We start from the raw sequence: 19,444 nt of genomic DNA, 5'->3' as shown, positions 1-19,444 counted from the left end.
GACTGGTTGAGACTTCGCCGCGCGGAGATGGCCGCGAAGCGGAACGCGATTCCAGCTCGAACAGGTCAGCGTGCGCGGCGGGAGAAGAAGGAGATCAGCACCGGCAGCGTCACCAGGATCACGATCGGCGCCAGCATCATGCCAGTGACGACGACGACCGCGAGCGGCTTCTGCACCTGCGAGCCGATGCCTCCAGACAGCGCAGCCGGCAGCAGACCGACGCCCGCGACCACGCAGGTCATCAGCACGGGTCGGAGCTGCAATTCGCCGGTGCGGATCACCGCGCTCATGCGGTCCATGCCTTCGTCGATCAACTGGTTGAACTGCGACAGGATGATGATGCCGTCCATCACGGCGATGCCGAACAGCGCGATGAAGCCGATCGCCGCGGAGACACTGAAGGCGGTGCCGGTGATCAAGAGACCGAGCACGCCGCCGAAGATCGCCATCGGGATCACGCTCATGGCGAGTAGCGTGTCGGTCATCGAGCCGAAATTGAACCAGAGCAGGACGCCGATCAGCGCGAGCGAGATCGGCACCACGATCGACAATCGCCGGATCGCGTCCTGGAGATTGCCGAATTCGCCGACCCAGTCCATGTGCGCGCCGGGCGGCAGCTGCACCTGATCGGCGATCTTCTGCTGCGCCTCGCGGATCGCGCTGCCGAGATCGCGCTCACGCACCGAGAACTTGATCGGCAGATAGCGTTCCTGCTGTTCGCGATAAATGTAGGCCGCGCCCGAGACGAGGCTGATGGTGGCGACCTCGCTCAGGGGTATCTGCGTGACGGTGCCGTTCGGCCCGGGGGCGCCGATCCGCAAATTCTGAATCGCTTCGGCGCTCCTGCGGAATTCCGGCGCAAGGCGAACGATGATCGGAAAGTGGCGGTCGCTTCCGGCCTCGTAGATGTCGCCGGCGGTGTCGCCGCCGATCGCGACCTTGATGGTGGCGTTGATGTCGCCCGGTGCAAGGCCATAGCGCGCAGCCTTGGCACGGTTGATGTCGATCTGGACGGTCGGCTGCCCGAGTGAGGTGAACACCGCAAGGTCGGTGACCCCCTGCACGGTGGCCAGCACCGACTTGATCTTATTGGCGGTGTCGGTCAGCGCCTGGAGATCGCTGCCGAACAGCTTGATCGAGTTCTCGCCCTTCACGCCCGAGACGGCTTCGGAGACGTTGTCCTGGAGATATTGCGAGAAATTGAACTCGACGCCGGGGAAACGATCGTCGAGCTGCTTGAGCAGTTGCGCGGTCAGCTCTTCCTTGTCGCGGGTGCCGGGCCATTGGCTGGCCGGCTTGAGCGGCGCGAAGAACTCGGCGTTGAAGAAGCCGGCGGCATCGGTGCCGTCATCGGGGCGGCCGTGCTGCGACACCACGGATTCCACTTCAGGCCGCGCGCGGATCACCTTGCGCATCTCGTTGACGTAGGAGTTGCCTTCCTGGAGCGAGATGGTCGGCGGCAGCGTCGCACGGATCCAGAGATTACCCTCTTCCAGCTTGGGCAGGAATTCGAGGCCGAGCAACCGGCTGAGCGCAACCGTCATCAGCACGAGGCCGAGCGCGCCACCGAGCATGATGCCGCGGTTTGGCGACCGCCCAATTCAGCAATGGCATGTAGAGCCGATGCAGGATCCGCATCACCCTGGTCTCGGTCTCCCTGACATGAGCCGGCAGGATGATCGCGGACAGCGCTGGCGTCACCGTGAACGTCGCAAGGAGGCCGCCTGCAAGCGCGTAGGCATAGGTGCGCGCCATCGGCCCGAAGATGTTGCCCTCGACGCCGGAGAGCGTGAACAGCGGCAGGAAGGCCGCGATGATGATCGCCGCGGCAAAGAAGATCGAACGTGAGACGTCGGCCGCCGCGCTGAGGATGGCGTGGCTTTTCATGCCGAACAGCGTCTCGGACGACATCTGCTCGGATTCCGACATCGGTGTCGTCTGCGTCAGGCGCCGGAAGATCGCCTCCACCATGATGACGGTAGCATCGACGATCAGGCCGAAATCGATCGCACCGACCGACAGCAGGTTCGCCGATTCCCCGCGCAGCACCAGGATGATCACGGCAAAGAACAACGCGAACGGAATCGTGGCGCCGACGATCAGCGCACTGCGGAGATCGCCGAGGAAGATCCACTGCAGCAGCACGATCAGCAGAATGCCGACCACCATGTTGTGCAGCACGGTGTGGGTGGTGAGCTCAATCAGATCCCCGCGGTCGTAGATGCGCTCGATGCGCACGCCCGGCGGCAGGATGCTGGAGTCGTTGATGGTTTGAACGAGCTGGTGGACGCGCTTGATGGTTGGCGAGCTCTGCTCGCCGCGGCGCATCAGGACGATGCCTTGCACGATGTCGTCGGAATCGTCGAGGCCGGCAATGCCGAGACGAGGCTTCTGGCCGACGGTGACGGTGGCGACGTCCTTGACCAGCACCGGGTTGCCGTTGGTCTGCGCCACCATGGTGTTGGCGAGGTCGTCGATCGAGCGAATCAGGCCGACGCCGCGCACCACGGCCGATTGCTGACCGATATTGACGGTGTTGCCGCCGACATTGACGTTGGAATTGCCGACCGCCTGAAGCAATTGCGGCAGCGTCAGGCCGTTGGCGACCAGCTTGTTGAAGTCGACCTGGAGCTCGTAGGTCTTGCTCTTGCCGCCCCAGCCGGTGACGTCGATCACACCAGGCACGGCACGGAAGCGGCGCTGGAGGATCCAGTCCTGGATGGTCTTGAGGTCGAGCACGCTGTAGTTCGGCGGACCGACGAGACGGTAGCGGAAGATTTCGCCAATTGGGCTGAGCGGCGAGATCTGCGGCTGCACGTTGCCGGGTAGTGGCGCGAGCTGCGCCAGGCGGTTCAAGACCTGCTGCAACGCCTCGTCATAGGTGTAGGCGAAGGAAAATTGCAGTTTGACGTCGGAGAGGCCGTAGAGCGAGATGGTGCGAATGGTCGTCAGGTTCTTCAGACCGGCGACCTGGGTCTCGATCGGAATCGTGATGTAGCGCTCGATCTCCTCCGCCGACAGGCCCGGGCTCTGCGTCACGATGTCGACCATCGGCGGGGTCGGATCGGGGTAGGCCTCGATGTTGAGCTGGTTGAACGCAATGAGGCCGCCGAAGAGCACGGCGACGAACATGCCGACCATCAGGAAGCGCCGATTGACGGCAAGGGCGACGAGGCGATCCATTCAGGTCTTCAATTTTCTTGGGTCGTCGATCAGCTGCCGGACGCCGCGCGGTCGATGAACAGGCTGCCTTTGGTGACGACCTGCTCGCCGGGCTTCAGATTGCTGGTGACCTCGACGAGGTTGCCATTGATGAGCCCGATCTTGATCTCACGCAGCTCGACCGACTTGTCCTCGCGTGCAACCCAGAGGCGGACCTTGTCGGCTTCATAGATCAAGGCCTGCTTCGGTACCGCCGGCGCGGCGCGGTCGCCGGCCGAATAGATCGTGACGTTGGCGAACATCTCCGGCTTGAGCAGGCCGTCCTTGTTGTCGATGGTGGCGCGGACCAGCAGACGGCGGGTGTTGGCGTCGATCGCGGCGGCGACGTAGTTGATTTTCGCAGTCAGCGGACGACCCGGCAGCGCCATCACGTTGACGGTGATGTCCTGCCCGATGCACACGGCAGCCGCGTCACTCTCGCGCACGAAGGCGGTGAGCCAGACCGTGGAGAGGTCGCCGACGACGAACACCGGATCGCTGGCGCCGGAATTGACGTACTGGCCGGGACCGATCTTACGCTGCACGACCGTGCCCGCGATCGGCGAATAGATCGTGACTTCCGGATTGATGACGCCCTTGTCCTGGAACGCCTTGATGGTCTCGTCGGTGAAGCCGAGGATGCGCAGCTTGTTGCGCGCGGCCTCCAGCGCCGTCGCCGAGGAGCGCATGTCGTTCTGCGCCTGAACCTGGGTCGCTTCAGCCTGCTGATAGTCCTTCAGCGGGATGGCATGCCCCTCGTAGAGGTCCTTGGCGCGCTTGAACTGGATGTCGGCAAGATCGATCGCCGACTTCGCCTTGTTCTGCGAGGTCATCGCCGCAATGAAATCGTTCTGGGCCTGCACGGTGTCGGCGGCCTCGATTGTGAACAGCGGTTGACCTTGCTTCAGCATCTCGCCCGGTTTGGCGAGCAGCTTGGTCACCCGCCCCGCATAGGGCGAGAACACCGGCGTCGAACGGTCCTCGTCGACCGCGACCTTGCCCTCGGTGACATATTCGGCCCGGAAGGTCTTGGCCTTGACCGGCTCGATCGTCAGCGTCGCCCATTCCGACGGCGTCGGTGTGAAGTTCTGCGCATTCCTGCGCGACTGGCTGGAGATCTCGGAGTGGCTCTTGTCCTTGGCTCCCGCATAGAGGAAGCCGTAGGCCCCGGCACCGGCAAGAGCTAGTAAAACTACGGATGTGATCACCCGCTGTTTTGTAAGCACCTGCAATCGCTTGGTATTTCCAACTACCATGGGGCCCGGTCATGTCTGCGATGATACCGGCGGATGCCTGCCTCATCGGTCGCGCTAATAGTGCCGAATTGTGATTTCAAACAACCTAAAAAACGCGGCGCGCCTTTCGGTTTGCGTTAAAATTCTGCAACGCGTCAGGTCCAAGTAAGCTCGGTGTCAGTTTCGTGCCGGCCATTGTGCCGGATGACTGCCAAGCGGCATCGCCGGACGGCTCCATTGCGCGGGCGTCTTCGACAGCAGTGCTGAATGACGCACCGCCTTCAACGTGCCGAAACCAGATGGCATGCTCTCGATGAATGCAGCATGTACGGCCTCGCCCAAAATATCCGGGGTGTTCAGGCCGCCTTCGAGCCGTCCGAGATTCCACAGCCAGCGCCCGGTCTGCGCCAGCGACACGCGCACGTGCCAGCTACCGCCTTCGCGGGCCTGGCGCGCCCTAGCCATCATCGCGCCGAACGCCATCAGATAACCGGTGGCGTGATCGAGCATCTGTGCCGGCAATTCCTTCGGCCCGTCGAGGCCGGCGGCCTGTCCCTCGGCATGGTTGAAGCCGGTCGTGGTCTGCACCAGCGAATCGAAGCCGCGCCGCTCTGCCCAGGGACCGGAATGGCCATAGGCCGACAGCGTCACGTAGACGATGCCGGGATTGATTTTCGCTGCGTCCTCTGGCGTAAAGCCGAGAGCCGCAAGCGCGCGCGGGCGATAGCCTTGCGAGAAGATGTCTGCGTCCTTCAACAGCGCGCGCATCTGCGCCCTGCCCGTCTCGCTCTTCAACTCGATGAAGGTGGTGAGCTTGCCGCGGCCGGTGTCGATGGTGAGCCACGGGATGGACGGCAGCTCGGGGCCTGATACGAGCAGAACATCCGCGCCGTGCGCGGCGAGCGTGCGGCCGGCCACGGGGCCCGCGATGACGCGGGAGAGATCGAGCACGCGCAGGCCTGCGAGCGGACGATCGCCGTTCGACAGTCCTTGCGGCCACGGCTTTGGCGGAGCCTCGCCGATCTTCTCGATCGAGACCAGCGGCAATTCGGCGAGCGCGCGGGCCTGCGGCAGCGCCGACCATTCGTCGTAGGAGCGCATGAGGGCAACGACGCCGCCGGCGGCATAGGCCGCAGTCTCAAAATCCTCGCCCTTCCATTGCATCAACGCGGCCTGCACCTTCTCGCGCTCGGGGTCGCAAGCGAGCACCTTGCAGACGGCATCGCGATGATGCGGGAAATTGGTGTGGCAGCGGACGAAGCGGTTGTCGCCGGTCCTGTAGACGCCGGCGATGGCATCCCAGGCCGGGGGCGGCGGCTTGCCGTCGACGCGTAAATAGCGTTCGGAGCGGCATTCGGCGACAGCGTGGCGCATGTCGATGGAGACATCCTGCACCTCGCCGCTGCGCAATCTCCAGATTTCGGCGGCGGCGAGGCCGGCGGCGGCGATCGTGGTTTGTCCAGCGACGGCGACGCGAAATGAGGACGGGATTTGCGGCTCCTCGCCGGTCAGCCGCACGCGTTCGAGCGCGGCCATATCGCCGCCGACGGAGGTCCAGATATCCCTGAGAATGTTGGCGGGGCTTTGCATAGCCGCTTCTCTCCCTTTAGTTTTGCGAACTTCTCACTATCCCGGAAGGAAATGCAATGGCCGCCATCGATCCCCTCACCGCAGGCGCCGTGTTCATCGCAACGGCAGCCACCGACGCGGTCTATGTCATGTTCACCTCGGCCGTGATCGCGCGCAAGCGCGTGCCCGCGGCGAACTGGAGCGCGGTCTGGTACATGCTCTCCTCCTACGCCGTGATCAGCTACACCGAAAACGCTTTCTATGTGGCTTTCGCCGCGATCGGCTCCTGGGCCGGCGCCTACGTCTCGTTGACATTCCTGCACCGCCCGCCCGGCGGCCCGCCGGTGGGGGCGGCCCCGGAGTGAGGGCCCGCCTCTCTCCAATTCGTCATTGCGAGGAGCCCTTGCGACGAAGCAATCCAGACTGTTTCCGCGGATGCATTTCTGGATTGCTTCGCTGCGCTCGCAATGACGAATTGGAGAGTTCAGCATATCCTCTGAAACAGCTACAATACCCTGCATCAACAAGAAGGAGCCAAACAATGGATCTCGGTCTCAAAGGCAAGAACGCCGTCGTGCTCGGCGGCACGCGCGGCATCGGGCGGGCAATTGCGGCGACGCTGGCCGGCGAAGGCACCAATGTCGCGGTGTGTGCACGCAACGCCGATCAGGTTGCCGCCACCGTCACGGAGTTGAAGGCCAGCGGGATCCGCGCGACCGGCGGCCCCGTCGACGTCACCGACGGCACGGCACTGAAATCCTGGATCGAGAATGCTGCAAAGGAGCTTGGCGGCATCGACATGCTGTTCTCTAACGCGGGGGCGATGGCGCAAGGCCATGATGCCGCATCGTGGGAGCAGAATTTTCGGCTCGACCTGCTCGGCGCCGTCCATGCGTTCGACGCCGCGCGGCCGTTTCTCGAGGCCGGCGGTGAGAAGAGTGGCGACGCCGCCTTCGTCATCATCTCCTCGATCTCAGCGGCACAGGCCGATCTCGCCAGCTCCTACGGCCCGATCAAGGCGGCACTGATCCACATGGCCAAGGGGCTGGCGCGGCAATACGCAAAGAAGAAGATCCGCGTCAACGTGGTCTCGCCCGGCACCGTCTACTTCAAGGGCGGCGTCTGGAACATGATCGAACAGAACATGCCAGAGCGCTACAATGATGCGATGAGCCGCAATCCGACCGGCCGCATGGCGACCCCGCAAGAAATCGCGAGCGCGGCGGTGTTCTTGGCAAGCCCGGTGTCGGCGTTTACCACAGGCTCCAATCTCGTCGTGGATGGCGCGATCTCGAACCGGGTGAATTTTTAGGAGCACACTGTCATCGCCCGCCTTGTGCGCTGTTGCGCACTGGGGCGGGCGATCCAGTATCCGGAGACGGCGGTGATTGAACCGAGAAGCCGCGGCGTACTGGATACCCGCCTTCGCGGGTATGACCGATAGTGTGGCGGACGATCGATCAACAAATTCGTCATTGCGAGCGCAGCGAAGCAATCCAGAGGCTTGCCGCGGTGACAGTCTGGATTGCTTCGCTGCGCTCGCAATGACGGTGGGGCGGCATTTTAACGCCATCACCTCAATGGAAATCCCGCGACGGCGGCAGGATGCGGACGTTGCGGGGGTGGCGGATTTTTGGCGCGGGCGCATCCGCATGGGCGCGGGGATCGTCGTTGAGCGGCTCGATCAGGGCGGCGCCTGCCGGCACCGGGTGCTTGCGGCTCAGGGCGTCGTTGGCGAGGCCGACCAGATCGTGCGAGCGGTCGATCATGCGCTGGGCGATGAGGTGCGTCACCTTTTCGGGGCTGCTCTGGATGTAGCCCTCGACCAGGATGAGGCGCGCACCCATCACCTCTTTGCGGTACTGCTCCATGATCTTGGGCCATACCACGACATTGGCGATGCCGGTTTCGTCCTCCAGCGTCATGAACACGACGCCGCTGGCGCTGCCCGGCCGCTGCCGTACCAGGACGACGCCGGCACAGCGCACGCGGCGCCGCTCGTTCTCATGATTGATGTCCTTGCAGGCGACGATGCGCTCGCGCGTAAACATCTCGCGCAAGAATTCCATCGGATGGCCTTTGAGCGAAAGGCGAATGGTCTGGTAGTCTGCGACCACCTGTTCGGCGCGCGGCATCACCGGCAACGGCTTGGCGTGCTCGTCCGGCTGCTCGCGTGCGGTGGCCGCTTCGAACAGCGGCAGCGGCACATCGTCGGGCAGGCGCCGCACCTGCCAGAGCGCCTCGCGGCGGTCGAGTCCGAGCGAGCGGAACGCGTCGGCATCGGCGAGCAGGATCAGCGCGCGCTTGGGCAGTCCGGTGTCGCGGGCGAAGTCTTCCAGCGAGGTAAAGGGCCGGCGGTTGCGGGCGGCGACGATAAGGTCGGCCCAGTCTTGCTGGCTGACGTATTTCTTGCCCTGCCGCTCTGCCTGTTGTTTTTTGAGTGCGTCCTCATCCGGATCGAGCCAGTGAAAGCCGTCGATCTGGCGGAAACCGAGACGGACAGCACAATACTTGCCCTCTGTATTTTCCAGCGTGTTTTGTGCGGAACTATGAGACACGTCGATGTCGCGCACCTCGACGCCGTTCTTGCGGGCGTCGCTGACGATCTGCGCCGGGGCGTAAAAGCCCATCGGCTGCGAGTTCAGGAGACCGCAGCAGAATGCATCAGGGTGATAATGCTTCAGCCATGAGGAGATGTAGACAAGCTGCGCAAAGCTCGCGGCATGGCTCTCCGGAAAGCCGTAACTGCCAAAGCCCTTGATCTGTTCGAAACAGTTTCTGGCGAAATCAGGTGCATAGCCGCGCGCGATCATGTTCCCGATCATCTTGTCTTCGAACTTGCCGATGGTGCCGACATTGCGGAACGTCGCCATCGCGCGGCGCAGGCCGTTGGCCTCCTCGGCTGTGAACTTCGCGGCCTCGATCGCGATTCGCATCGCCTGCTCCTGGAACAAGGGCACGCCGAGCGTCTTGCGCAGCACTCTGTAAAGTTCGTCCTTGTCGCCATGCTCCGGTGACGGCGATGGATAGTTCACTTTCTCCAAGCCGTTCCGCCGCCGCAGATACGGATGCACCATGTCGCCCTGGATCGGTCCCGGCCGCACGATCGCGACTTCGATGACGAGATCGTAGAAGGTCTGTGGCTTCAGCCGAGGCAACATGTTCATCTGCGCGCGGCTTTCGACCTGGAACACGCCGAGCGATTCTCCGAGGCACAGCATGTCGTAGACTTTGCGGTCGTCCTGCGGGACACTCGCCAAGAGCCAGCGCTTGCCCTTGTGCTGGTCGATCAGATCAAAACACTTGCGGATGCAGGTCAGCATGCCCAGCGCGAGCACGTCGACCTTCATCATGCTGAGCGCGTCGACATCGTCCTTGTCCCATTCGATGAAGGTCCGATCGTCCATCGCGGCGTTGCCGATCGGCACATAGGTGTCGAGCCGGTCTTGCGTGAGCACATAGCCGCCAACATGCTGGGACAGATGACGCGGAAATTCGATCAGCTCGGTCGCGAGCTCGACCGCGAGGTTGATCATGGAGTTTTGCGGATCGAGGCCGGCCTGCCTGACCTGCATGTCGTTGAGGCCCTTGCCCCAGCTGCCCCAGACGGTGTCGGCGAGTGCGGCGGTGACGTCCTCGGTCAGGCCCAGCGCCTTGCCGACGTCGCGGATGGCGCTGCGAGGACGATAGTGAATGACGGTGGCGATGATCGCGGCGCGGTGGCGGCCGTAACGGCGATAGACATATTGCATCACCTCCTCGCGCCGCGAATGCTCGAAATCGACGTCGATATCGGGCGGCTCCAGCCGCTCCTTGGAGATGAAGCGCTCGAACAGCAGATCGACCTTGGTCGGGTCGACCGAGGTGATGCCGAGCACGTAGCAGACCGCCGAATTCGCCGCCGATCCCCGCCCCTGGCACAAAATGTTCTGGCTGCGCGCGTAATGCACGATGTCGTGGACGGTGAGGAAGTAATGCGCGTATTTCAGCTCGGCGATCAGCGCGAGCTCTTTCTTCAGGGTGGCGCGCAGCTTGTCGTCGATCTCACCATCGAAATATTTGTCGACACCCGCCCAGGTCATATCTTCCAGATGCCCTTGCGCGGACTTCCCCGGCGGCACCGGCTCGTCCGGATACTGGTATTTGAGCTGGTCGAGCGAGAAGGTGATCTTGTCCGCAAAGCGCATGGTCTCCGCGATAGCCTCAGGGAAATCGCGGAACAGCCGCGCCATCTCCCTGGGTGTCTTCAGAAACCGCTCTGCATTGGCTTCCAGCCTCCGGCCGATCGCCTCGATCGTGGTTTTTTCCCGGATGCAGGTCAGCACGTCCTGGAGAGGACGGCGGCCGGCATCGTGATAGAGCACCTCGTTGGTCGCAAGCAGCGGCACTTTTGCTTTTGCGGCGAGATCATCGAGCTGCGCGAGGCGGCGCCGGTCGTCGCCGCGATAGATCAGGCTCGCCGCCAGCCACACGCCCTCGGCGCGGCTCGCCTTCAGCTTGGCGAGAATGTCCTGCGCTTGCGCCACATCGAAGCGATGCGGCAGCGTCAGGATCAGCAGCTGACCTTCGGAAAACGCAAGCAGATCGGCGAAGGTGAGATGGCACTCGCCCTTCTCGATCCGCGTGATGTCGTCGCCGCGCTTGCCCCTGGTGAGAAGCTGGCACAGCCGGCCATAGGCGGCGCGGTCGCGCGGATAGACCAGAATATCGGGCGTACCGTCGATAAAGACGATGCGCGTGCCGATCAGCAGCTTTGGCTTGTGCAGTACCTTGTCATTGTCGAGCTCCTTGTAGGCGCGCACTACACCGGCCAGCGTGTTGTGATCGGCGATGCCGATCACGGGAATGCCGAGGATACTGGCCTGATGCACATAGGCGCGCGGATCCGAGCCGCCGCGCAGGAAGGAGAAATTCGTGGTGATGCCGATCTCGGCATAAGCGGGCGTATTCATGCGAAGAGACCGTGCACATACCAACCGGGAGGAACGGGCTTGCCGTCGTCGTCGAAGCACTCCCCCTCGTAAAGACCGTCGCGAAAGATCCAGAAGCGCAGGCCCTCGGCATCCTCGATACGGAAATAGTCCCGCGTCAGTTGCTTGCCGTCCTGCCGCCACCATTCCATGGCGATGCGCTCAGGCCCTTCCACCCGCACCACCGCATGCTGCGCGCGGCGCCAGGTGAATTGATGCGGCGGGCCGTCGGGCACGGTCGCGAACGGAACCACGACCGGCTCGGGCTTGTCGAACAGCCGCAAGGGACGCAGCGGCGGCTCACTCTCGGTGCGCGCGGGCCATTCGGCCTGCATGGCCACGGCGAGATGATGCTGCGCCGGTGCGGCCAGCACCGCACATTCGGGGATATGGGTGTCCTGCGGCAGGTGCACGACGACGCGCTTTCCGCCGATGCGCGCGGCGATGCGGTCGATCAGCGCGGCGAGCTCGTCATTGTCGTGGACATGGGCGTCGAGATCGCGCTGCTCCTGCACCACGATCTCGGTGCGGCTCGCCGACAGCCGCACCATGTCAAAGCCGAAGCCGGGATCCAGCGGATCGGCGAGCGCGTCGAGGCGCTCGCGGAACAACCGGTCGACGACGGCGCTTCGCGTCACGGGACGCCCGGTCTCGACCATGATCGCGCGCACCGCGCCGTCGGTACGGAAGAAGGCGGCATCGAGCCGGCGCGCGCCCTTGCCTTGCTTCTCCATCGCCGCAATCAGCGTGTCGGCGAGCCGCGACAGCGTCATCGCGATCATGGTGTCGGTGGCGATCGGCTCGGCAAAGCGTTTTTCCACGATGTAATCGGGCGGCGGCTTTCGCGGGCTGATCGGCGCATCGCCCTGCCCCAGCGCATGCGCGAGCAGCGTGGAGAACCGCGCGCCGAACCGCGCCGTGATTTCATGTGGCTCGCGGGAGGCGACATCGCCGATCGTCTTCAGGCCGGCGCGACGCAAGCCCGTGGTGATGGCCTCGCCCGCACCAAGCGCGGACACCGGAAACCGGCTGATCGCCGCCGCCTCCCTGCCATCGGCGACGATGGTGCCCGTGACCTGGCGCGTCAGCGTGCGTGCGCAAACCGAGGTGCCGGCGATCGCCGCGCTGACGGCAAAGCCCTGGCGATCGAGGGCACGGACGAGGGTCTGCAACAACGCAGTCTCACCGCCGAACAGATGCGCACAGCCGGTGATGTCCAGAAACAGCCCGTGCGGCGGATCGAGCGCCACCAGCGGCGTGAAACGATCGCACCAGTCGGCGATGTCGCTGAGCGTCTTCGCATCGGTCACGACATCGGCGTCGAACACCTTTAAATCCGGACACATCGCCCGGGCATTGGCCAGGGGCTGGCCGATATACAGACCGAGACGCTCGGCGGCCTCGTCCAGCGCATGGATCACCAGCGCGCTGTTGTCCTTGGCAACGACGATGCTGGGCTCGTCTTTTTGGTTTGACGCGTTTTCTTCACGCGAACCGGTCCCCACTTCGCTTGAAAACGCTTTGCTTTTATGCAGTCCGGCGTTGCCAAAGAACCGCTGGATCCGGTCGATGGGCAGGCGCGGCAGCCACAGGCTGAGGATACGCCGGCGGTTCAGAGAACTGGCACTCATCACATTTCCATTCCATGATCCACCGGCCGCACGGGCCATGACGATTGCGCAGGAGCTCGGCATCGAAGCGCGGCGCGCCCCAGGCACTCCACACCGACCCCGGCGGCGAATGCGCCGCGCGCAGCATCCATCGTGTCTCCGCGGTCGATGGCAAAGGTTGCGCGGCCATCCGCAGCAACAGGCCAGTCACGCCTGAAGATTGCGCGGCCAGCGTCAGCTTGCGGCTCGCCACGAGATCGAACTGCCTGGTTTCGCCCCAGAGCTCGAGCACGACCGCACCCAGCGCATCGCAGGCGAGCGCATCGGCCGAGGTGCGCAGCGCGCTCTCCACATCGGCGGCGCGCACCATCACCATGCGGCGCGGATCGAGACCGATCTCGGCGAGCCCGCTCATCGACAGCGCGCCGGTTTCAATGTCTGAAAAATCCTGCCGCACCCATAGCAGCGGTTTGCGCGCCGTCACGCGCCCCGCAAGTCCCGTGACAAAGCCCGTCGCGGCCGCGCCCTGACGCCCTTCGCAAAACACCTCGTGGATCGCCGCGCGCGCGAGCCCGCCCTTCAACGCGCCGTCGGCCGCGCCGTGACCAAGCGCGACGCGATCGCGCTGATGCACGACCTCCGCCGTCTCGATGCGCTCGATCTGGCCGCGCAAGGTCGCAAGCGCGCTTGTTCGTGCGGTGGCGCATGATCCGCCAAAGTGTGAGCGGTTTGGCGACAAGATCATGCGCCCTCTTAAAAAGAAGAGCGCGATCGGACGCAAAACCGGCGACCACTTTTGCTGATCGCGCTCTGCATGCTCGCCGCTCCTTCAGGGATGATTGCCGGTGCTCTCAAAAGAGAACCAACGGCTGGCTCAATTGTTCATGGTATGTTCTAATATAAAGCTAACGGCGCCCCAGGAGTCAATCGAATTGGGACTCTTCGGGATTCATGAGCAGAATCAAAGGGATTCACACATGGACGTGCAACGCAAACTGGAGATTCTGGCAGACGCCGCCAAGTACGACGCGTCCTGCGCCTCCAGCGGCACCGAAAGGCGGGATTCCAGCGACGGCAAGGGCATGGGCTCGACCGCGCCCGGCATGGGCATCTGCCATTCCTATGCCCCGGACGGCCGCTGCATCTCGCTGCTCAAGGTGCTGCTGACCAACGCTTGCAATTACGATTGCCTCTATTGCGTCAACCGCGCCTCCTCCAACGTGCCGCGCGCCCGCTTCACCGTCGACGAGGTGGTCAAGCTGACGCTCGACTTCTACCGGCGCAATTACATCGAGGGGCTGTTTCTCTCCTCCGGCATCATCCGCAGCCCCGACTACACCATGGAGCACGTGGTGAGCGTCGCGCGAAAACTGCGCGAGCAGCATCACTTCCGCGGCTACATCCATCTCAAGACAATCCCGGAGGCCGACGATGCATTGATCTCCGAGGCCGGCAAATATGCCGATCGTCTTTCCATCAACATCGAGATGCCGGAAGAGGCGAGCCTGCAGCAATTCGCGCCCGAGAAAGACGTGCGCGCGATCCGCCGCACCATGGGCCGGCTGCGGCTGAAGCTGGACGAGGCCGAGGAAAACCGTAGCGCGAAAACGAAAGCCAGACCGCAGCGCTTCGCGCCGGCAGGCCAAAGCACGCAGATGATCGTCGGCGCCGACGCGGCCTCCGACCACACCATTCTCCACACCAGCGCCAATCTCTACGGCTCATACAGGCTGAGGCGCATCTACTATTCCGCGTTCAGCCCGATCCCCGACGCCAGCCGCGCGCTGCCTCTGCGCGCGCCGCCCTTGCTGCGCGAGCACCGACTCTACCAGGCCGACTGGCTGATGCGGTTCTACGGCTTCGATGTCGGCGAGATCGTCGACGACAGCGCGATGCTGCCGCTTGACATCGATCCAAAACTCGCCTGGGCGCTGCGCCACCGCGACCGCTTCCCGCTCGACGTCAACCGCGCCAGCCGCGAGGAATTGTTGCGCGTGCCGGGCTTCGGCACCAAGACGGTCGAGCGCATCATCGCGACGCGGCGCACGACCACCATCCGCGTCTCCGATCTCGCACGGCTGCATGTGCCCCGTAACAAGGCGCTGCCGTTCATCGTCCTCAGCGATCACCGGCCCACGCCGCATCGCCTCGACGAGGCACGGCTGATCGAACGGTTCAAGCCGAAGGCAACGCAACTGGGATTTGGCTTCTGATGCAGTACATCACCCTCGACACCGAAACCGATTTCGACGGCTGGCGCAAAGCCGCGCGTGCGCTCGTGCTTCATCAGGTGAAGCCGGCCGATATCACCTGGGCCGTGCAGGGCGGCGAAGCGGAGCTGTTCGCGCCGCCCCCGCCGTCTCCGCTGCCGGAGGGCGGCAATGGCACCTTCAACGTGCCGGCAAAATTCGTAGAACTCGCCAAGGCCGCGATCCTCCATCGCGATGGCGAGCGTTTTTCGATCCTCTATCGCCTGCTGTTTCGGCTGAAGGGCAATCACGACCTCATCGAGGTCGCGACCGATGCAGATGTCGCGCAAGTCACGGCCATGGCAAAGGCGGTCTATCGCGACGGGCACAAGATGCACGCCTTCGTGCGCTTTCGTGAGATCGGCCGGGAACGCGAAGCACACTACGTCGCCTGGTTCGAGCCGGAGCATCATATCGTCGAGCTCGCCGCGCCGTTCTTCGCCAAACGTTTTGCCGACATGCCATGGTCGATCCTGACGCCGGATCTCTGCGCACATTGGGACGGCCACGCGCTCTCGTTCACCTCTGGCGTCAGCAAGAGCGAGGCGCCGGGCGAAGATCGGCTGGAGGAAACCTGGCGGCGTTACTACGCCAGCATCTTCAATCCGGCCCGCCTCAAGGTGAAGGCGATGCAGGCCGAGATGCCGAAGAAATACTGGAGGAACCTGCCCGAGGCGTCGATCATTAAGCCTCTGATCGAGGACGCCGAACGCATGACCGGCGCCATGATCGCCAATGCCGCAACCGATCCACACAAGCCTCATAAGCGACCGGAGGCTCCGATGAAACGTAAGTCCGCCACCGACGATCTCGAAGCGCTCCGCGAGGAGGCTGCGCATTGCCGCGCCTGCCCGCTCTACAAGGACGCGACGCAGACCGTATTCGGCGAAGGCCCGAAGTCCGCCAATATCATGCTGGTCGGCGAGCAACCCGGCGATAAGGAAGATCTCGCCGGCCATCCCTTCGTTGGTCCGGCCGGCCAGATGCTGGACCGGGCACTGGCGGAAGCCGGCGTCGACCGCAAGAAGGTCTATGTCACCAACGCGGTGAAACACTTCAAATTCGTGCCGCGCGGCAAAATCCGCCTGCATCAGAAGCCGAATACGCCGGAGATAAAGGCCTGCCGGCAATGGTATGAGCGGGAAGTCTCCGTAATCCAGCCCGATCTCATCGTCGCGATGGGCGCGACTGCCGCGCAGAGCGTGTTCGGCAAGATCACCCCGATCGGCAAGACCCGCGGCCGGCTGATCGACCTTCCCGACGGTCACAAGGCCCTGGTGACGGTGCACCCGTCCTATTTGCTCCGGCTGCCCGATCCGGAAGCCAAGGTGCTTGAATATCAGCGCTTTGTCGAAGATCTAAAAATCGCCGCTAGTCTGCAGAAGAAAGCGGCGCGCGCCGCCTAAATACAGGCGGGAAAACGCGTTTCATGCGCCGCTTGTCATCCAGCCTTCAAATCCATCGGGGACAATAGCCCTTACAGAGCTAAGGGGCGTCCAGACATGACCGATGTTGCATTCGACCACGCGGTAGCCCCTCCCGCGCCGATCCAGCCGGCCTCGCGGCCAAATCTCGACAAGGGCTTCAATCCGCTGACGATGATCCTGTTCTTCGGCATCTTGGCCGCGGGCCTGCTCTATGTGGCCTACAGCATCTATTCCGATGTCGATGCGACCGGTACCAGGGTCACGAGCTACCTGCCCTATATCCTGCTTATCGTTGCGCTCCTGATCGCGCTCGGCTTCGAATTCGTCAACGGTTTCCACGACACCGCCAACGCGGTTGCGACCGTGATCTACACCCACTCGCTGCCGGCGGAATTCGCAGTGATGTGGTCCGGCCTGTTCAACTTCCTCGGCGTGCTGACGTCGACCGGAGCTGTCGCGTTCGGCATCGTCTCGCTGCTGCCGGTGGAGCTGATCCTGCAGGTCGGCTCGAGCGCCGGTTTCGCGATGGTGTTCGCGCTGCTGATCGCCGCGATCCTCTGGAACCTCGGCACCTGGTATTTCGGCCTGCCGGCCTCCTCCTCGCACACGCTGATCGGGTCGATCATCGGCGTCGGCGTGGCGAACGCGCTGATGCGCGGCCGCGACGGCACCTCGGGCGTGGACTGAGGCAAGGCCACGGAGATCGGCTATGCGCTCCTGCTGTCGCCGCTGGTCGGCTTCGTCTGCGCCGCAAGCCTGCTGCTACTGCTCAAGATGATCATCAAGAACCCGGCGCTCTATGCCGCCCCTGAGGGCAACAAAGCCCCGCCGATCTGGATTCGCGGCCTGCTGATCCTGACCTGCACCGGCGTCAGCTTCGCCCATGGTTCGAACGACGGACAGAAGGGCATGGGCCTGATCATGCTGATCCTGATCGGCACCGTGCCGACCGCCTATGCGCTTAACCGCGCATTGCCGGAGTCGCAGGTCGCCCAGTTCGCGAAGGTCTCGGATGCCGCCTCCAAGGTGGTTACGGCCAAGGGCGCCGGTCATGCGATTATCGGCGACCCCCGTCCTGCGGTGACGCAGTACGTCACCTCGCATCACATCAGCGAAGGCACCTACCCTTCGCTGTCAGTGCTGGTGAAGGATGTCGGCGACCAGGTTGCGAAATACGGCTCGCTGAACAAGGTGCCGGCGGAAGTCGTCGGCAACACCCGCAACGACATGTACCTGACCTCGGAAGCGATCCGCTTCCTGATGAAGGACAAGGAAAACGACCTCAACAAGGACGAGGTCGCGACCTTGAACGCGTACAAGGGCGGCCTCGACAGCGCGACCAAGTTCATCCCGACCTGGGTGAAGGTCGCAGTTGCGATCACGCTCGGCCTCGGCACCATGATCGGCTGGAAGCGCATCGTCGTCACCGTCGGCGAGAAGATCGGCAAGACCCACCTGACCTACGCGCAGGGCGCCTCTGCCGAGCTGGTCGCCGCCGCCACGATCGGCGCCGCCGACATGTTCGGCCTGCCGGTCTCGACGACCCACGTGCTGTCGTCCGGCGTCGCCGGCAGCATGGCCGCGAACGGTTCGGGTCTCCAGGTCGCCACCATCAGGAACATGCTGATGGCCTGGGTGCTGACCCTGCCCGTCGCGATCCTGTTGTCGGGCACGCTGTACGTGATCTTCTCGCGGATCTTCTGAAGCTGATCACGTCACTCAATCGGGATAGGGGGACGCCTCGCGGCGTCGCCCCTCCCACACCACCGTACGTACGGGTCCGTATACGGCGGTTCGGTGGATTATGCGGGTCTCGGAGCCGCGATGGAAGCCAAGCCGAGTGACCTGAAGAAGACAGTTTGCAAGGCAATGTTAAGCGCAGGGCTCGCCGCCAACCGCCAAGGGCCATGTGGGCTGCCGGCAGTTTGAGCCGCCAGATCCCGGCCGACACCACGGCGTCGCAGTTCGGCAAAGCGAGTGCGACCACGCTTCCACTGCTTCCAGGCGATGGCGCGCAACCGCCGCCTGATCCACTGATCGAGTGCGCTCAACACTGACGGGGTTTGGCAGAAGCCGAAGTATCCGCGCCAGCCGACAAGGTAAGTGGACAGCTCCTTGGCGATCTGTTCGAGGCTTCGTCCGCACGTGCGTCGCGTCAGCTCCCGGACTCTCGCTTTGAAGCGGGTAATCGCCTGCGGTGCGATACGCCGCCGCGGCTCCTTCCCGCCTGTGAAGCTGAAACCCAGGAACTTGCGGACGCTCGGCTTGGCAACCGCGCTCTTGGCCTTGTTGACCTTCAGCTTGAGGCGCTTTTCGAGGAACTTCTCGATGCCGGCCATCACCCGCTCGCCGGCCTTTCGACTGCGCACATAGATGTTGCAGTCATCGGCGTAGCGCACGAAGCGGTGGCCGCGCTTCTCCAGCTCCTTGTCCAGCACATCCAGCATCAGGTTCGACAACAGCGGCGAGAGCGGGCCGCCTTGCGGCGTACCTTCCTCCGTCGCGCTGACCAGTCCCCCTTCCAGCACGCCCGCGGTCAGAAAGCCGCGGATCAGCTTCAGGAGGCGCTTGTCAGCAACCCGCTTGGCAACCAGCCCCATCAGGATGTCGTGGTTGACCCGGTCGAAGAACTTCTCCAGGTCGATGTCCACGACAAAGCCGTGGCCGGACGCGATGTACGCCTGCGCCTGTGCCACAGCCTGATGCGCCGAGTGCTTCGGCCGGAAGCCGAAGCTCGTTCCGGAGAACGTTCCGTCCCAATCCGCCTGCAGCACCTGCAGTACCGCCTGTTGGATGAAGCGATCGAGCACCGTGGGGATGCCGAGCGGCCGAGTGCCGCCCGATGCCTTCGGTATCTCGACGCGTCGTACCGGTTGCGGCTTGTAGGTGCCCTCCAGCAACTGGGCTCGGATCGTGGGCCAGTGCTCCTTCAGGTAGGTCGGCAGCTCATCAACGGACATGCCGTCGATGCCTGCCGCACCTTTATTGCGCTTCACTCGCGCCAACGCTTCCTTCAGATTCTCACGCTCGACCACTGCTTCCATCAACGGCCCTGCGACCGCCGGGCGTTCGAGACTGGCTTTCGCCGCACGTGCTTCGGCCTCTTGGGCGGCGGCCTTCGGGGCTTCACCCCTCGCTCCGGTGCCCAAGTTCAGTTCGATCTGTTTCTTCTGCCGCATGGCT

Annotated in this window: 10 protein-coding genes and 2 pseudogenes; 5 read left to right on the top strand and 7 right to left on the bottom strand. The window is 63.7% G+C overall.

Annotation, left to right across the window (positions count from 1 at the left end; translation table 11 throughout):
• Nucleotides 1–65: 65 nt before the first annotated feature.
• From ACVWYI_RS14600 to ACVWYI_RS14590, 3 genes and pseudogenes are all read right to left on the bottom strand, one after another.
• Nucleotides 66–3,183, bottom strand: a pseudogene (locus tag ACVWYI_RS14600) (efflux RND transporter permease subunit).
• 29 nt (nt 3,184–3,212) lie between these two features.
• Complete coding sequence (locus ACVWYI_RS14595) at nt 3,213–4,457, bottom strand: efflux RND transporter periplasmic adaptor subunit (RefSeq protein WP_354047083.1); 1,245 nt, start codon at nt 4,455–4,457, stop codon at nt 3,213–3,215.
• A 156-nt stretch (nt 4,458–4,613) separates the two neighbouring features.
• Complete coding sequence (locus ACVWYI_RS14590; RefSeq protein ID WP_456662412.1) at nt 4,614–6,026, bottom strand: CoA transferase; 1,413 nt, start codon at nt 6,024–6,026, stop codon at nt 4,614–4,616.
• A 56-nt stretch (nt 6,027–6,082) separates the two neighbouring features.
• On the opposite strand from ACVWYI_RS14590, the gene ACVWYI_RS14585 reads away from it, so the two are divergent.
• On the top strand, nt 6,083–6,370 hold the full coding sequence (locus ACVWYI_RS14585) for a hypothetical protein (protein ID WP_007593600.1): 288 nt from the start codon (nt 6,083–6,085) through the stop codon (nt 6,368–6,370).
• Nucleotides 6,371–6,546: 176 nt separating this feature from the next.
• Entirely contained in the window at nt 6,547–7,317 is a 771-nt protein-coding gene (locus ACVWYI_RS14580) for an SDR family NAD(P)-dependent oxidoreductase (protein WP_456662411.1), read from the top strand.
• A gap of 265 nt (nt 7,318–7,582) precedes the next feature.
• Here the strand turns inward: ACVWYI_RS14580 and ACVWYI_RS14575 are convergent, their stop codons facing one another.
• Genes ACVWYI_RS14575 through ACVWYI_RS14565 form a run of 3 tightly spaced genes read right to left on the bottom strand, consistent with a single transcriptional unit; the run spans nt 7,583 to nt 13,168 of the window.
• Nucleotides 7,583–10,957: an error-prone DNA polymerase gene (locus ACVWYI_RS14575; protein ID WP_456662410.1), complete on the bottom strand. Its 3,375-nt coding sequence runs from the start codon at nt 10,955–10,957 to the stop codon at nt 7,583–7,585.
• The gene (locus ACVWYI_RS14570) at nt 10,954–12,606 is read right to left on the bottom strand and encodes a Y-family DNA polymerase (RefSeq protein ID WP_456662409.1); all 1,653 of its coding nucleotides are present in this window, start codon (nt 12,604–12,606) and stop codon (nt 10,954–10,956) included. The genes ACVWYI_RS14575 and ACVWYI_RS14570 overlap by 4 nt, the downstream gene beginning before the upstream one ends.
• Nucleotides 12,503–13,168: an ImuA family protein gene (locus ACVWYI_RS14565; RefSeq protein ID WP_456662408.1), complete on the bottom strand. Its 666-nt coding sequence runs from the start codon at nt 13,166–13,168 to the stop codon at nt 12,503–12,505. Before ACVWYI_RS14565 ends, ACVWYI_RS14570 begins: the two co-directional genes overlap by 104 nt.
• A 394-nt stretch (nt 13,169–13,562) precedes the next feature.
• Between ACVWYI_RS14565 and ACVWYI_RS14560 the strand changes: the two genes are divergently transcribed.
• The 3 genes and pseudogenes from ACVWYI_RS14560 (at nt 13,563) to ACVWYI_RS14550 (ending at nt 17,965) form a co-directional block, all read left to right on the top strand.
• Nucleotides 13,563–14,798: a putative DNA modification/repair radical SAM protein gene (locus tag ACVWYI_RS14560; protein ID WP_456662407.1), complete on the top strand. Its 1,236-nt coding sequence runs from the start codon at nt 13,563–13,565 to the stop codon at nt 14,796–14,798.
• Entirely contained in the window at nt 14,798–16,240 is a 1,443-nt protein-coding gene (locus ACVWYI_RS14555) for a UdgX family uracil-DNA binding protein (RefSeq protein ID WP_456662406.1), read from the top strand. Before ACVWYI_RS14560 ends, ACVWYI_RS14555 begins: the two co-directional genes overlap by 1 nt.
• 96 nt (nt 16,241–16,336) lie before the next feature.
• Nucleotides 16,337–17,965: pseudogene (locus ACVWYI_RS14550) on the top strand (inorganic phosphate transporter).
• 98 nt (nt 17,966–18,063) lie between these two features.
• On the opposite strand, the gene ltrA reads toward ACVWYI_RS14550, so the two are convergent.
• On the bottom strand, nt 18,064–19,440 hold the full coding sequence (gene ltrA, locus ACVWYI_RS14545; RefSeq protein WP_456662405.1) for a group II intron reverse transcriptase/maturase: 1,377 nt from the start codon (nt 19,438–19,440) through the stop codon (nt 18,064–18,066).
• Nucleotides 19,441–19,444: the final 4 nt, after the last annotated feature.

The sequence above is a fragment of the Bradyrhizobium sp. LB13.1 genome (assembly GCF_054056815.1).
Note: the sequence above shows the minus strand (reverse complement) of the source record. Positions and strands in the feature narration are given on the sequence as shown.